Annotated in this window: 17 protein-coding genes; 5 read left to right on the top strand and 12 right to left on the bottom strand. The window is 29.6% G+C overall.

Annotation, left to right across the window (positions count from 1 at the left end; all coding sequences use genetic code 11):
* Positions 1 to 7 precede the first annotated feature (7 nt).
* The 11 genes from L8X27_RS05540 to rpmH are packed head-to-tail and all read right to left on the bottom strand — an operon-like array spanning position 8 to position 11,069.
* Complete coding sequence (locus tag L8X27_RS05540) at positions 8 to 421, bottom strand: META domain-containing protein (protein WP_133319320.1); 414 nt, start codon at positions 419 to 421, stop codon at positions 8 to 10.
* Positions 422 to 438: 17 nt separating this feature from the next.
* Positions 439 to 2,031, bottom strand: coding sequence for a methyl-accepting chemotaxis protein (locus tag L8X27_RS05535; RefSeq protein ID WP_263671464.1), 1,593 nt, complete (start codon positions 2,029 to 2,031; stop codon positions 439 to 441).
* A 15-nt stretch (positions 2,032 to 2,046) separates the two neighbouring features.
* Entirely contained in the window at positions 2,047 to 3,579 is a 1,533-nt protein-coding gene (gene purH / locus L8X27_RS05530) for a bifunctional phosphoribosylaminoimidazolecarboxamide formyltransferase/IMP cyclohydrolase (protein ID WP_133319318.1), read from the bottom strand.
* Entirely contained in the window at positions 3,579 to 4,346 is a 768-nt protein-coding gene (locus L8X27_RS05525; protein ID WP_133319317.1) for a DnaJ domain-containing protein, read from the bottom strand. Before L8X27_RS05525 ends, purH begins: the two co-directional genes overlap by 1 nt.
* 2 nt (positions 4,347 to 4,348) lie before the next feature.
* Positions 4,349 to 6,526 (bottom strand): phosphoribosylformylglycinamidine synthase subunit PurL, encoded by a 2,178-nt coding sequence (purL, locus tag L8X27_RS05520; RefSeq protein ID WP_263666749.1) that lies wholly within the window; start codon positions 6,524 to 6,526, stop codon positions 4,349 to 4,351.
* A 13-nt stretch (positions 6,527 to 6,539) separates the two neighbouring features.
* Complete coding sequence (mnmE, locus tag L8X27_RS05515; RefSeq protein ID WP_263671465.1) at positions 6,540 to 7,868, bottom strand: tRNA uridine-5-carboxymethylaminomethyl(34) synthesis GTPase MnmE; 1,329 nt, start codon at positions 7,866 to 7,868, stop codon at positions 6,540 to 6,542.
* The gene (locus tag L8X27_RS05510) at positions 7,865 to 8,710 is read right to left on the bottom strand and encodes a Jag N-terminal domain-containing protein (protein ID WP_133319314.1); all 846 of its coding nucleotides are present in this window, start codon (positions 8,708 to 8,710) and stop codon (positions 7,865 to 7,867) included. The genes mnmE and L8X27_RS05510 overlap by 4 nt, the downstream gene beginning before the upstream one ends.
* Positions 8,694 to 10,277 (bottom strand): membrane protein insertase YidC, encoded by a 1,584-nt coding sequence (gene yidC / locus L8X27_RS05505; RefSeq protein WP_263662157.1) that lies wholly within the window; start codon positions 10,275 to 10,277, stop codon positions 8,694 to 8,696. The genes L8X27_RS05510 and yidC overlap by 17 nt, the downstream gene beginning before the upstream one ends.
* A complete protein-coding gene (yidD, locus tag L8X27_RS05500; protein WP_220566776.1) occupies positions 10,241 to 10,624 on the bottom strand; it encodes a membrane protein insertion efficiency factor YidD in 384 nt (127 codons plus the stop codon). The genes yidC and yidD overlap by 37 nt, the downstream gene beginning before the upstream one ends.
* Entirely contained in the window at positions 10,612 to 10,938 is a 327-nt protein-coding gene (rnpA, locus tag L8X27_RS05495; RefSeq protein WP_082018444.1) for a ribonuclease P protein component, read from the bottom strand. Before rnpA ends, yidD begins: the two co-directional genes overlap by 13 nt.
* A complete protein-coding gene (gene rpmH, locus L8X27_RS05490) occupies positions 10,935 to 11,069 on the bottom strand; it encodes a 50S ribosomal protein L34 (protein ID WP_012661270.1) in 135 nt (44 codons plus the stop codon). The genes rnpA and rpmH overlap by 4 nt, the downstream gene beginning before the upstream one ends.
* A gap of 141 nt (positions 11,070 to 11,210) precedes the next feature.
* Here rpmH and L8X27_RS05485 point away from each other — a divergent pair, with 141 nt between their 5' ends.
* The 3 genes from L8X27_RS05485 to L8X27_RS05475 are packed head-to-tail and all read left to right on the top strand — an operon-like array spanning position 11,211 to position 13,509.
* On the top strand, positions 11,211 to 11,684 hold the full coding sequence (locus L8X27_RS05485; RefSeq protein ID WP_263671490.1) for a GNAT family N-acetyltransferase: 474 nt from the start codon (positions 11,211 to 11,213) through the stop codon (positions 11,682 to 11,684).
* Positions 11,684 to 12,295 carry a uracil-DNA glycosylase family protein gene (locus L8X27_RS05480; RefSeq protein WP_263662357.1) on the top strand — a complete coding sequence of 204 codons (612 nt, stop codon included), beginning with the start codon at positions 11,684 to 11,686 and terminating at the stop codon, positions 12,293 to 12,295. The genes L8X27_RS05485 and L8X27_RS05480 overlap by 1 nt, the downstream gene beginning before the upstream one ends.
* Positions 12,292 to 13,509: a hypothetical protein gene (locus tag L8X27_RS05475; RefSeq protein ID WP_263660577.1), complete on the top strand. Its 1,218-nt coding sequence runs from the start codon at positions 12,292 to 12,294 to the stop codon at positions 13,507 to 13,509. The genes L8X27_RS05480 and L8X27_RS05475 overlap by 4 nt, the downstream gene beginning before the upstream one ends.
* On the opposite strand, the gene L8X27_RS05470 is transcribed toward L8X27_RS05475, so the two are convergent.
* Complete coding sequence (locus tag L8X27_RS05470) at positions 13,487 to 13,867, bottom strand: YbgC/FadM family acyl-CoA thioesterase (protein ID WP_087699453.1); 381 nt, start codon at positions 13,865 to 13,867, stop codon at positions 13,487 to 13,489. The genes L8X27_RS05475 and L8X27_RS05470 overlap by 23 nt on opposite strands.
* A gap of 169 nt (positions 13,868 to 14,036) precedes the next feature.
* On the opposite strand from L8X27_RS05470, the gene L8X27_RS05465 reads away from it, so the two are divergent.
* Positions 14,037 to 14,687, top strand: a complete 651-nt coding sequence (locus tag L8X27_RS05465) for a thiol:disulfide interchange protein DsbA/DsbL (RefSeq protein ID WP_220566742.1) — start codon at positions 14,037 to 14,039, stop codon at positions 14,685 to 14,687.
* Between the two features lie 196 nt (positions 14,688 to 14,883).
* A complete protein-coding gene (locus tag L8X27_RS05460; RefSeq protein ID WP_220566743.1) occupies positions 14,884 to 15,546 on the top strand; it encodes a thiol:disulfide interchange protein DsbA/DsbL in 663 nt (220 codons plus the stop codon).
* The last annotated feature ends 11 nt before the right edge of the window (positions 15,547 to 15,557 follow it).

Raw genomic sequence — 15,557 nt, 5'->3', positions numbered from 1 at the left:
TAGAGGCTTATTTTAAATAAATTTTCATTTTCTTATTTTCTAAAATAATTCCATCATCATCACTAATAATTTGAAATTCTCCGTTAAAATACCTTAAGAAGTCGTTTTCAAATTTCATAGATTCTTGATCGCAAAGCATTTTTGTCGAAGCAAGATTATCTTCTATTTTGATACTACTTCCTTGATCTTTATAGTTTCCAAAAAATCTATTACATCCTGATACACCAAAAACTCTTTTATCTTTATTATCAAAACTAATGCTCGCTTTAGTATTTTGAGGAAGTTCATGATTTTTTCCATTAGCTTCATAAGAACTTATAGTAAATTCTTTGTTTTGTAAATCATCAACACTTAAATTTGCCACAGAACACCCACTAAAAATAGCTAAGCTCGCTATACTTAATGTGATTATTTTTTTCATTTTTATACTCCTTTGATTTATACATGAAAATGTTTTAATTCATCCTCTAAATTTTGACAAACTATATTTAACTCATGAGCAACATCTAATAAAATTTTTGAAATTTCTTCATTTTTATCACTTAATTTTACCGTTTCTTGCATTTTATCAAGCAAAGATTGCAAAGTTTCTTGTGTGCTTGAAATTTTTTGCATGCAAGCATTTGCTAAATCTCTTGCATTTTCATTGCAAACTTTTACTTCATTGGTTCCTTCTACAAGTTCTTTTGCATCTTGATTTAAAGAGTTAATTTCGTTAGCATTGTGTTTTAACTCTTTAGAAACTTCATTGATACTATCTACTAATTGTTTGGTTACGATGGCAATATTTTTTAAAAATTCTTCTGAATTTTGAGCAAGATTTCTTACATCTTCAGCAATAACTGAAAAGCCGCGACCAAATTCTCCAGCACGCGCAGCTTCAATACCTGCATTTAAAGATAATAGATTGGTTTTATCAGCAATTTCTCCCATCATGTCAGAAGCTTTTTTAATCTCTTCTGCTTGTTTTTCCATAACTTCTACTTTTTGAGATAATATATCTTCATTTTCAGCTACAACTTTTACCTTATCTACTACTTGATTTAATGAGTCAAGCATGGTGTTTAAAACTTCAAAAGATTTTGTATTGGCTTTATTTGCGTTATTTGAAAGTTCAGCAAGATCTTGTAATTCTGTATGAATTTGCTCACTTAAATGATAAGATTCATCAGTTTTTGTATGACCTTCTTTAGTTCTATTTGCTAGATCAAGTGCATTAGCATTTAAAAGTTTAGATTGTTTATCTACCATTTGAGAGTTTTTATTAGTAGAAACTACTGCATTTTGAATTTTTTCAATAAATTGGTTGATGTAGGTGCAAGCTTTACCTATTTCATCGGTGCTTTTTATATTAATTCTTGCGCGTAAATCTCCATCGCCGCTAGCTAGTTCTTTAGCATGTTTTAAAAGATCTAAAACAGGATTACCTACAACTATTTTCAAGATATAAAGTACGGCAAAAACGGTAAAAAGTAAAGCAACGCTAAAGATTATAATATAAGTTCTAGCTGAACTTGCCAAATCATCATCTACATGTTTTAAATCATTATACATATCCATAACACCTAAAACATCGCCTTCTTTAGCATTAGCATGACAAGCAAGACAACCTTTATTGGCGATAAGTGGGCGTATAAGTCTTAGATAATGTCCTTGTTCGTTATTGATTTCAACAGCTTTAATTTCTGGCTTGTTAAATTGCTCGTTGATAATACTCTCATCACTTTTTGTAAAATGTTGTATTTCAAAGAGCTCAACTGTGCTTTTTGAAGGATAAATTTTAATATCTTTTATACCTTCTATTTCACCAGCATCTTTTATAGCTTGTTCTATAATAGCAGGATCGCCTAAATTCATTGCCATTCTTAATGTTTGAAAAACAGAAGTGCTTAAAGTATCTAAATGTGCACGGCTGATTCTATCTGTAGTTTGTTGAGAATCTTTTTGTAAGATAATCTGCATGATAATAAAACTAATTAGCAATGTAGAAATCATTGCTAAAGATATTTTTGCACCTATGCTTTTAAACATTTAAAACTCCTTTTATTAGTGTAAAAAGTGTCTTATGCCGCTAAAGTATAATGCGATACCATACTCATTAGCAGCTTGAATAATATCCTCATCTCTTATGCTTCCACCTGGCTCAATGATGGCTTTTACTCCTATTTTGCTAGCTTCATCTATACTATCTCTAAATGGAAAGAAAGCTTCACTTGCTAAAACACAACCATTTAGATCAAGCCCCATTTCCTTGGCTTTATTAATAGCTGCTTTAGCTGCATCGATACGACTTGTCATACCCATACCAATGGCTACCATAGCTCCATTTTTTACATAAACTACATTGTTTGATTTAGTAAATGCAGCAATTTTCATAGCTATTTCAAGATCTTTTAATTCTTGTTCATTAGCTTTTCTTTCGCTTTTTAAAATCGCATTTTTTAATTCATCTTCTTTAACTTCATCACTATCTTGATATACAAAACCACCATCTATGTGTTTAAAATCATATTTATCATAAGCTCTAGTTAAAAATGGCGCTTTTTGTGTAAAGATTTTAATACGCTTTTTATCTTTAAAAACTTCCAAAGCATCATCGTCTACATTTGCTGCAATGATTACTTCTATATAAATTTCATTGATTTTTTGCGCTAATTCTTTGTCTAAGGTTCCATTGATAGCAACAACTCCTCCATAAGCACTCAAGGTATCGCATTTAAGAGCATGGATATAGCTTTGGAGTAAGTTTTCTTTTATGGCAAATCCGCAAGCATTTGCATGTTTGACTATGGCTACTGCCGGAGCTTTATCAAAAGCACTTGCTAAATTTAAAGCCGCGTTAATATCGGTTAGATTGTTAAAACTTGCTTCACCTTTTAAGGTTGTAAAATTGTGTGTGAAAAAGTCATCAAATTCATATAAAGCACCTTTTTGATGAGGGTTTTCTCCATATCTTGTGTCAAACACTTTTTGACCTACGATAAATTTACTTGCACCAAAGCCACCATTAAAACGCTCATTCATATAATTTGCTATGTAAGCATCATAATTTGCTGTATGCTCATAAGCTTTGATCATCAATGCTCTTCTAAAATCAAGATCTAAAGTATTATCTTTTAAGGCTTGTATGATTTTATCATAGTCTAAAATATCACAAACGACAATGACATTTTTAAAGTTTTTTGCACCACTGCGTATCATAGCAGGACCGCCAATGTCGATATTTTCTACAATCTCATCAAAATCTTGGGTCAAAATTGTAGTTTTTTTGAAAGGATATAAATTCACACAAAGTAAGTCTATGCTTTCGATGTTGTAATCTTTGGCTTGTTTTTGATGATCTTCATTTTCTCTTTTGTATAAAATTCCACCATGAATTTTTGGGTGTAATGTTTTAACACGCCCTTCAAACATTTCAGGGCTTTGAGTAAATTCACTAACTTCTTGTACTTGTAAATTATTTTCTTTTAAAAGCTTATAAGTACCTCCGGTGGATAAAAGCTCATAACCTAATTTAGTAAGTTCGCTAGCAAATTCTACAACACCTTCTTTATCACTCACACTAATTAGTGCTTTCATTAATTTTTCCTTTCTATATATTGTTTTAAAAATTCATATGATTCATTAATTTCTTGAAATTTTTTAACACCTTCTTTGATTTTTTCTTCATCACTATTGTTTGCGTTTAAAATATCAGGGTGGTATTTTTTGGCAAGTTCTCTATAGCGTTTTTTAAGCTCTTGTAAGTTTGCATTTTCATTTAAGCCTAAAATTTCACAAGCCTTTTGTAAATTCATACCTGTATTTTGTGTTTGCATAGAGTTTAAAAGTTTTTCAAGTATATTTACATCAAGTTCAAAAGCTCTAATGATAGCTCTTAAGACATCTTTTTTGGTATTGTTAAGTTCTCCATCAATCAAAGCCATTGCTACTAAGACATTTAAAATATTAATTCTTTCTTGTTGCGGTAAAGGCACTTCTTTGATAAACTCTTTGGCTATATCAAAAGTATCATTTAAAGTATTTTTATGTTCATTAAAACATTGTTTTAAAAAATCTCTTTCTTTTTTATCTTTAGCATTATAATCAAGAATTTGTGAGATCATATTTGCTTCGTTCTCGCTAACTCTACCATCACTTTTTGCTATTTTTGCTAAAAGCGCTATAACATAATAGTTTAATCTCCTTTTAAAGCCATCAATCCTTTCTTCATGATAGCCTTGTTTAAAACCTTGGGAGAAGCTTTTAGCTCCTTTTTTGAAAGAGCCTAAAAGATCATCTTTGCCCCAAGTTTTGTAATACCAATAAAATGCAAGAATTGCTAATACCAATAAAACAAAAAGCATTTCTATCCTAAATATTCTTTAAATTTATCAAAATAAATTTTTTGTAGTTTTACTAAAGATATCTTAATATCATCTAAAACGAAATCTTTTTCATTTAAAATTCCAAGTTTTGCAAAATTAATTTTCATTTTGTTTGCAAATTCAATAAAATTTTCTTCATTTTTAACACCAATTACAACTCTAGTTGGACTTTCTTCAAAAATAAAACTTCTGTTTTCAAAATTTGTTTTTACATTTATACCTAAATTCGCCTTTGCGCTCATTTTGGCTAAAGTCATAGCAAGACCACCTATGCCTATGCTATTAGCACAATCAAGTAATTTTGCTTCGTTTGCTTTTAGTAAGAAATCCCATAGTTTTAATTCTGCTTTAAAATCTATATCTTCAAGCTCTCCTGCGACTTTTTGATCTAGTACTTTAGCAATCAAAGATCCACCAAAACTACCTTTACTTTCTCCTATTAAATAAATAGCTTGCGTTTCTTTACTAAAGTATGATTTTAAAACATTTTCTGCTTTTTCGTGAATACCAACGCAAGCTATGGTTGGACTTGGAAAAATACTTACTCCATCGGTTTCATTATATAAAGAAACATTTCCGCTTACCACAGGGGTATTGAGTTCTTTACAAGCTAGTTTAATACCTTCACAACCTTGAGCAAATTGCCACATTACTTCAGGGTTTTGTGGGTTGCCATAGTTTAAACAATCACTAATTGCCAAAGGTCTAGCTCCCGAGCATGCTATTTTTCTTCCTGCGCTTGCAACGGCTGCTGCTGCACCGATTTTTGGATTTACATAGTTTAATCTTGAGTTGCACTCAATGGCCATAGAAAGCAAGCAATTATTTTCTTTAATTCTAATACTATTTGCACCTAAAGCCCCATCGCTTTTTAAAGTGTTAGTTTGTACGCTTGAGTCAAACTGCTCATAAATATAAGCTTTATTGCTGATATTTTCATTTGCAAGAAGTTTTTCAAAGGCTTCTTGAGTGGGAATGCTAAGTTTAAATTGATAGTTTTTTATTTCATCTAAGTATTTTGGCTTAGCCACAGGTCTATCAAGTATAGGTGCTTTTTCGCTTAGTGGTTCAATAGGGATTAGACCAACTAATTCATCATGCCAAAATAATTCCATTTTGCCAGTATCTGTAACTTCGCCTATAATGGCTGCATCAAGCCCCCATTTATTAAAAATCTCAATAACTTTTTCTTCATAGCCTTTTTTAGCACAAATTAGCATTCTTTCTTGAGATTCACTTAGCATTAACTCATAAGGAGTCATACCTTCTTCTCTCATAGGAGTTTTATCAAGGTAAAGTTTCATCCCGCTACCACTGCGTCCTGCCATTTCAAAAGAGCTTGAAGTAAGTCCTGCTGCACCCATATCTTGAATTCCAACTATATAATCAGTTTTGAAAAGTTCCAAACAAGCTTCCATTAATAATTTTTCAGCAAATGGATCACCAATTTGAACAGTTGGTCTTAAGCTTTTGCTAGATTCATTAAAACTATCGCTTGCCATTACAGCTCCACCAAGTCCATCACGACCAGTTTTTGAGCCTACATAAATTACAGGATTTCCTATACCTTCAGCCTTTGCATAAAAAATATCTTCGATTTTGCAAGTTCCAAGTGCAAAAGCATTAACTAAGATATTTCCATTAAAGCACTCATCAAAAGCACATTCTCCACCTATAGTAGGAACACCCATACAATTACCATAGTGTGAAATTCCACTTACTACACCCTTAACTAAATATTTTTGATGTTTGCCTATTTTTTCATCATGGATATTACCAAATTTTAAAGAATTCATACCTGCAACAACTCTAGCACCCATGGTAAAAACATCGCGTAAAATTCCACCCACACCAGTAGCTGCACCTGCAAATGGCTCTATAAAACTTGGGTGATTATGACTTTCTACTTTAAATACAGCAGCCATTCCTTTGCCTATATCTATTACTCCAGCATTTTCACCAGGACCTTGGATTACCCAAGGAGCTTTAGTTGGAAAGCCATTAAGGTATTTTTTACTTGATTTATATGAGCAATGTTCACTCCACATTGCAGAAATCACTCCAAGTTCTAATAAATTAGGTTCTCTACCTAGTATATTTAAAATTTCTTGATATTCCTCATCGCTAATTTTGTGTTGTTTTATAACTTCTTTATCCATAATTATCTCCTTTTTATTTTCCTAAACAAAAATTACTAAACATTGCATCTAAAATTTCATCTCTTTCAAAATTTTTGGTAAATTGAGCTATTTCTCCTATGGCTAAATTTAATTCAAAAGCAAAAAGTTCTAAAGAACTTTCCTTTAATAAATCTCTTGCACGCAAAATAGCTTCACTAGCATTTTTACAAGCATTGAGTATTAAGGTATTGCTAATTAGCATTCCATCGCCATCTAAAGTATTTAAGTATTCATTTAAACTTTCCTTAATGGCTTGAGTGTTTTTTTGGGCGCAAATGCGTATACAAGAAGTGCTAATTTCATGTTTAAATTTGGTAGCCAAATCGCTTTTATTTAAAACATAAATGATTTTTTTATCACAATCTTTTAAAGCTTGTAAAATATGTTTATCTTCTTCTTCAAATTCTTTAGATCCGTCAAAAACAGCTATAATAATATCTGCTTCTTTAATGCTTTCATAACTTAAGTTGACTCCGATTTTTTCTATCTCATCATCTGCGTTTCTTATACCTGCTGTGTCGATGATTTTAATTAAATGTGAGCCTATTTTTAAACTTTCCTCGATACGATCTCTTGTGGTGCCTGCAATATTAGATACAATAGCTCTATCAAATGCTAAAAGCGAATTTAACAATGAACTTTTTCCGGCATTTGGCTTGCCGATAATAGCAACTTTAAAGCCATTTATAAGACCTTTTTTACTTAAGGAAATATCTACTATATCGCTTAAAAGTTTTGAATTTTTTTCACACATAGTAATGATTTGATCAAGTAGATCTTGCGGTAAATCATCATCTGCATAGTCAATGCTAGTTTCTACAAAAGCAAGAGTTTGAACAAGGTCTATTCGAATGGTGTTTAAAAATTTACTTAAATCACCTTTAATATTTTTTGCTATGATATTTGCAGCACTTGTTGATTTTGACATGATAGCATCTTGTATGCTTAAAGCTTTTAAAAGATCCATTTTGCCATTTAAGCAAGCTCTTTTGCTAAATTCTCCAGGATTGGCAAGGCGCGCGCCTGCTAAAACAAGCTCATCGAGTAAAATTTCACTCAAAGAAAAACCGCCATGAAGTTGAAATTCCACAATATCTTCTCCTGTAAAAGAGTAGGGTGCTTTAAAATAAATTACTAAGGCCTCGTCTAAAAAGTCACTATTGTTTTTATAAAGTTTGCATAAGTGCGCATAGCGTGGTGTGAGTTCTTTTTTGTGGGTAATTTTTAATGCAAGTTCTAAAGCTTTTTTTCCACTTACTCTAATGATGCTTATAGAGCCCACTCCGTGAGCTGTAGCAATAGCAGCTATCGTGTCATTCATTCATTTTTCTTCAAAAAATCATTCACAACGATATATCTTTGATCGTCATTTTGTTTGATAGCTACATACTTATCAGGAAAGCGTTCTCTTAATTTTTCTAAAGCAAGTTTTAGCCAAATTCCATCTAGTGGTTTTGTTTGAACTCTTCCAGTGTTCTCTACTTTTTCTATGAGAATTTTTAAATAACTATCAATAGCTTGGGTTTGGTTTTCCAAAAATTGTGCTATTTCTAGTCTTGGTTGAATTTTATATTTAGCATTAAGCCAATTATAAAGTAAATATGAAAAAGCTTTATATCTGTGAGCTTCTTTGCCTATAAGCAAGGCTGCATCTTCTCCATCAAGTTTAATTAAAACACAGGTTTCATCCCAAACGCTAACTTGCACAACTTTAATATCAAAATCAAAAGTTGCTAGTAAATTTTCTAGTGAAATTTTTATCTCATCAATATAAGAAACAATGTTTTTTTCTTCTGAAGACTCCTTATGAAAAGAATCAAAAATAGCATCATTTTTTACTTTGTAATGTTCTTTAGGTTGAGCAATATTTTCAATTGGTTTTTGAAAATTTTCTTTATATTCTTTTTTATATTCATTTTTTTCAAAATTTTTTTGAGAATATTTGTTAAATTTCTCATTTTGATTTTTTTTAGGTTTTTCATTATGGACTTTTTGAGTTTTTTTATGTCCTTTAATACAGATTATCGCATTTTTTTTAAAAAGGCCAAAAAATCCTGCTTTAGCATGTTGAATAACTTCGTATTCTAAGTCAATCACAGAGCACTCAAGTTGTTTTGAAGCTTCTATGAGTGCAGTTTGTAAGTCTTTAGCTTCTATGTTCATGTTTAGCTATTTCCTCTTTTTTATGGTTTTTGAAAAGCTTATTAACAATTACTTGTTGGATAAGTGAGCATATATTATTTACACACCAATACAAAGTTAAACCTGCTGGGAATGTTAAGAAAAAGAAAGTGAAAATTAATGGTAAGAATTTCATAATCTTTTCTTGCATAGGATCTTGTATAGCCATTGGTGTAATAAGTTGTTGGATAAACATAGTTAGACCCATAAATATAGGTAAAATAAACCATGGATCCATCACAGATAAATCTGTAATCCAAAAAGCCCAAGGTGCAGCTTTAAGTTCTATGGCATTTAGTAAAACTCTATAAATTGCAAAGAAAATTGGAATTTGAATGAGTATAGGTAAACATCCGCTCATTGGGTTTGCACCATGTTTTTTATAAAGTTCCATCATATGTAAATTCATTTTTTGTGGATCACCTTTGTAGCGTTCTCTAATTTCTTTCATTTTTGGTGCTAAATCTTTGAGTTTATTCATAGAAATCATTGATTTGTAAGTAAGTGGGAAAAGAATAATACGCACAATTAAAGTCATCACTACGATAGCCCAACCCCAATTACCCAAATAACCATGTAAGAAATTTAAAAATTCAAACATAGGTTTAGCTATAAAAGTAAACCAACCATATTCTACCACATCATCTAAATCCGCATGAATGCTTCTTAAAATTTCATGCTCTTTTGAACCTATATATCCGGTTGCTTTAAAATTGTTAGTTGCGCTTGCAAAAACGATAGAATTTTCGTGATTATCTTTAGTAACTACTGCATTTAAAGGTTTTTCGAAATTATAAAAGAAAGCACTATAATAGCGATCTGAAGCTGCCATAAGGGTTACATTAGAAAAACTTTCATCATTTTCTACATCACCATCTTCTAACATTGTTATTTTATCATCTTTATCTAAGATTAAAACCCCATGTACTGTATAACTATCAACTGCTATATTTGGACGATAACCTGGAGTGATAAAATAAGCTGTATCTTTGCTTAGATTTACTTCTAAATCATAATTTCCATACTTGTGAAAAGTGATTTTTTTAGTTATTATTAGATCATTTAAATTTTGAGTAAGAATTAATGTTGTATTTTCATCATTTACATTGATAGTTTTTTGACTAGCTGTATATACTGTATTGAATGCCTCTTGATTTATCTTTGCATCACTAAATCTTATTTCTAGTGGCAAAGGTGATAAAGAAGTATCTACTAGATTAATGCTTTTACCATTTTCATCTTTATATTTTTCATCGCTTAGATAAAATTTAGCTATTCTACCTAAAGAGTCAATATGTGCTTCAAAATGCTCACTTTTAACAACTGCTATTTCTTCTTTTTGATTAACACTAAGTTCTGTCTTTGGAGCTTGTGTATTTGTATTTGCGGTTGTAGTTTGTGGAGCTGAATTGTTTTGTTCTATATGAGTGATATTTTGCTCATTTTGTGGTGCTTTTGGGATAAAAAAATAATCATAAACTACAAAAAATAAAAATGATAATACAACGGCAATTAATATGCGTTTTTGTTGGGATAAATTTTCTGACACGGATTGTCCTTTGGAAATATAATCTTAATTAAAAAAAATTGATTATCATTGCAAGGGATATAAAAATAATTGAGTTGTTTTAAAGCATTAAAACTAGGTTTAAAACATACACCTGAGTTTAGAGTATTCTTGCGTATTTTAGGATAATCAATACCACCTTTAAAAAACGGATTGCATTTTAAAATTCTTAAAAAAACTGCACCAAATGCTTTAAAAATATTATTTTTTTTAAATTGCCATAAGGCATATTCAGAACAACTTGGATAATACCTGCAGCATTGTGGCTTAAAAGGGCTGATAAAGAGCTGGTAAAATCTAATAAGTTTTAAACAAGCTATTTTATACATCCTATTTTTTTCAAACCCCATTTCAAGTTTTTTTCTAATTTTAAAAAAGGAATTTCAGTAATACTTGTCTTAGCTACAAGTATGTATTTCCCGTTTTCGACTTGATTTTTAACCTGAAAAAAAGCTGATCTTAAGAGCCTTTTGGCTCTATTTCTAACGACAGCTTTTCCAACTTTTTTACTAGCAACAACAGCAAATTTTTTTTCTTTACTTAAAGTATAAAAGATGATTACACCTTCACAGTGCCACTTTTTACCTTCTTTATAAATTGTTGCAAACTCTCCTAAGTCGTTAATACTTAGAAAATCTTTTATACCGCTAATCTTTTTCTACCTTTAGCGCGTCTAGCATTGATTACCTTGCGACCATTTTTGCTTTTCATACGCACGCGGAAGCCATGAGTTCTTTTTTTAGGAGTTTTGTGTGGTTGATATGTTCTTTTCATATTCTTTCCTTAACTTAAAATAAAAAACAAAATAATAAGCGTGTATTTTATCAAAATCTTACTTAAATCTGCTTTTAATTAAGAGTTATTTTAAAAGTTTTTGCTAAATTTTTGTTTTATTTTTATGTATTTTAAGGAAAAATCATGAGTTTTGAAATTTGTGAGAGTAAAAAAGAAGATTTAGAAAAAATTTTAGAATTAATTAAAGAGCTTGCTATCCATGAAAATATGCTTGAAGATGTAAAATGCACAACTAAAGAACTTGAAGAATCTTTTTTTGAAAATAAATATGCTAAGGCTTTAAGTCTAAAAGTTGATGGTAAAATCATAGGTTATGCAATGTATTATTTTACTTTTTCGTCTTTTTGGGGTTTAGGTGGGTTATATCTAGAAGATATTTATATACAAGCAAAACATAGAAAAAAAGGCTATGCAAAAGCTGTTTTTAAATATTTAGCACAAATTTGTAAAGAAAAAAATCTTAAAAGATTAGAATGGGTATGTTTGAACGATAATGATTTAGGGGTTGAGTTTTATACTAAATTAAATGCAAAGCATATGAATGAGTGGAGAACTTATCGTTTAGAGGGTAAAAATTTAGAAGCATTGATGTAATGAATAAGCGTAATTTGTATTATTTAAAAGCTTTTGGTTATGAATATTTTAACGAGCAAAAACAAATTAGGCATTTTAATTTAAGTTTTAAAGAATTAAACGAAAGGGTAAAAACCTGCAATCTTTGTCATTTTTCTAGACTAAGAAAGCATAGTTTAATGGAAAAAGAAGCCAAAAATGCTAAAATTTTGATTTATCAGGCCTTTATTGACAAGGAAGAGAATGAAAGTGGAAAGTTTTTTGCTTCTAAAAATAAACAAGAACTTTTGAAATTATGCAAGGAGCTTTTAAATTTAAAAGATGATGAGATATATTTTTCTTATATGTTTAAATGTTTTAGTAATTTTAAAATAGACGATCAAGCATTAAAATTATGCTTGCCGTATTTTTATAATGAGCTTGATTTTATAAAAGCAAAGATTATTTTATGTCTTGGCCAAGAAGCTTTTGCAAGTTTGGGTTTTGAGAATTTTCAAAAATATAAAGGACAATGTATGTATTATAATAATGCCTTATTTTTGCCAAGCTATGATTTGAATTTTTTGAGTAAAAATCCTAGCTTTTATGCTGAATTTATAGAAGATATTAAAAAAATAAAAGGTTATTTATGAGAAAAAGTTTAGTTTGTTTGATGATGAGTTTTGTTTTAACTTTAAATGTCTTTGCGAAAGAGCAAAAACCATCGCCCATAGAACCTAGTGAGTCTTTTTATCCTAATTTAGAATTTCAAAATTGTGATAATGATTGCTTATTTACTTTGTTAGAAACAGGACTTTATTTTAATTTTTTATCAAGATTTAATAATGATAATGCAAATGAGCTTTTAGTTAATATCTATACCAAACTTTTAAATTCTATTATAGATTTTGAAAAAAGAATTCAAAAAAATGCTAGCATAAAACTAGCTATTGTTATACCTGAACAAACGATTAAAAGTTATTCTAATACTATTATAAATTCAAGCATAGCGTATTTATTAAGACAAAGAGCGCAAATAAAAGTAAAGGTGTTTTTAATAGGCACAGAAGATGAGAGCAAGATAACTAAAGCTTTTAAACAAGCTCAAGATGAGAAATTTAATTATATTATCGCAGGTTTTACAGATAAAGGTGTGAAAAATTTATTAAAAGAAAGCCTTGATTCTAATGTAAAGGTTTTTATTCCTACTGCACATAAAAGAAATTTTGATACGCAAAATGAAAATGTGTATTTTGGAAGTATAGATTATCAAAAACAAATCCAAAAACTTTTGGAATACTCCAATGGTAAAAATATTATTTTTTCAGATGGAACAGCCTTAGCTAATCGCTTAGATGAGAATGTTTTAAACGCAGGTAATGGTAGTGAGAAAATTTATACTATTAATAGTTCTAAATTTGATTTTAGAAGCATTTTAAATCAAAATAGAAGTTTTCAAGATTCTAGTATTATTTTAAATACTTCTTTGATTAAAACAGCACTCATAAGCTCACAAATAAGAACTTATGATATAGAGCCTTTTGTATTATTATCAACTCAGATTAATTATAATCCTATCTTGCTAAGTTTAACGCAAATTAATGATAGAAAAAAACTTTTGCTAGCAAATTCCATTTCTAATGAGGATCAAACTCTAAGCTATCTTAATGAGCTTTTTTCGCAAAATATTAACTATAACTGGATAGCTTATGCAACTAGCGTGGGCCTTGATTATTTTTATACGCAGTTTTTAGATAAAGATTCTCAAAGAATTTTTGATGAGGGTTTAAATGATAATCAATTTGACTATAAGGTTAAAATCATTCGCTCGCAAGGCTTAGGTTTTACTCCTTTGCAAGATCAGTAAAAACCTTAGTTATAGTCTCATCTATAGGGGCTACTTTTTCATTTTTTAAAAAAGCTAGGGTAAATTCAGCTTCAAAAAGCTTGGTATTTTCTTTATAAATCTCTTGTTTTATACAAACTGAGGCTTTTTTAAGCTTTGTGATAAATGTTTTTACTTCTATAAGATCTCCAAGTTTAGCGGGTTTTAAAAAGTTACAATTTGCTTTAGTAAGTAGGAAATGTCCTGTATTTTTATCAAAAATTTTTGCATTTTTTTGAAAAAATATCTCACTTCTTGCTCTTTCGCAAAATTTTAAGTAGTTGCTATGGTATACCACTCCACCTGCATCGGTATCTTCATAATAAATTCGTATTTGCATTTTAGACCTTTTATTTTATATTGATCGGAAAATATCGCTTACAATCAACTTTTTTTATTGATAAATTTGTTGAAATTCTACTTAAAATGTCATAAGAAAAGCATAAAATATTCTTGATTTTATATCTTATGTTAAAATTGTATTTTATATCATTGAAAAAAGGAAAATCATGCAAGTTTTGCAAAAAATGTTTAAATTGCTAGCTATTATGGCTTTTGTTTTTAGTGTGAGTGCAAATGCACTTAGTGAGGGTAAAGAGTATATTACTTTAAAAACACCTATCCCAAATGCACAAAATTCTCTAATAGAGGTATTTTCTTATCGTTGTATTCATTGCTATAATCATCATCAATTTCACACTCTAGCAAAAGTTAAACAAGCTTTACCAAATTTAAAATATGATCTTTTCTCGGTAAGTTCTATGCTCGAGTACGGTGGTGCTTTAAATGAGATGTTTGCTTTAGCTTCTTTTAAAGAAAAAGCTTTAGGTTTAGATGTTACTAGTGAAAAAAGTCTTACTTATAAGCTTGCTGATGTGTATTTTGTAAGTCATTTTGAAAAAAAAATAAATTTAAATAATCTTGATTTATTTTATAAAATAGGTTTAAATGCTATTGGTGCTAGTAAAGAAGAATTGCAAAAATTTTTACAAACTAAAGAAGCCAAAGAGCTTTTAGTTGCTTATGATGTAGCTAATGAAATTTCAAGAAATTATGGCACGCCTGCTTTTGTAGTAAATGGCAAATATCAAATCAATCCTGAGTATATCACTTCTTTAGAAGAACTAATCCGTATAGTTAAAGAACTTTCTACCAAGTAATGCTTTTTTAAGCATTGCTTTTTGTAATTTTTGCGATAAAGTATTATTATTTTTTATTTTTTTAATAATTATATTTTCATTTTGAAATTTTTTCTTATTGTTTAATTAATATTTAAGTTATATTAATATAACTTTAGCATGTTTATAATAAATTGCAAATATTTATTATATATAAAATACAAATAGGAGAAATAAAATGAAATTCAACTTAAATAATTTGTCAAAAGCAATGGCGGCAGCTGCTTTTGTTCTTGGTGTGAGTGCAAATGCACTTAGTGAGGGTAAAGAGTATGTGGTTTTAAAAACACCTATCCCAAATGCTCAAAATTCTTTAATAGAAGTATTTTCTTATCGTTGTACACATTGTTATGATCATCATAAGTTTAATACCATGTCAAAAGTCAAAGAAAAATTACCACAATTAACTTATAAATTTTATCCTGTTAGTTCTATGGGTGATTATGGTAAGCAAGCTAATGAAATTTTTGCTTTTGCTGCTTTTAAAGATGAGCAAAATAAAGTAAGTCAAAGCGATAAAAATAGTTTAACTCATAAAGCTTCTGAAGCATATTTTAATGCTTATTTTAAGAAAAAACAAAGATGGGGAAATGGAGCCAATCCTGAAGCGTTTTATGAAGTAGGATTAAAAGCAATTTCAGCAAGCAAAGAAGATTTAGATAACTTTTTAAAAACTCCTGAAGCTAGTGAAATTTTAAAATCTTATGAATATGCTAATGATATCTCTAAAAACTATGGTACGCCTGCATTTGTAGTAAATGGTAAATACCAAATCATACCACAAGCTATCACATCTCCACAAGCTTTGATGGAAATAACAGAAGAATTAAGCAAGATGTGATTTGAGGTATT

This window comes from Campylobacter sp. CNRCH_2015_1657, from assembly GCF_025772685.1.
GTDB lineage: Bacteria > Campylobacterota > Campylobacteria > Campylobacterales > Campylobacteraceae > Campylobacter_D > Campylobacter_D lari_D.
Note: the sequence above shows the minus strand (reverse complement) of the source record. Positions and strands in the feature narration are given on the sequence as shown.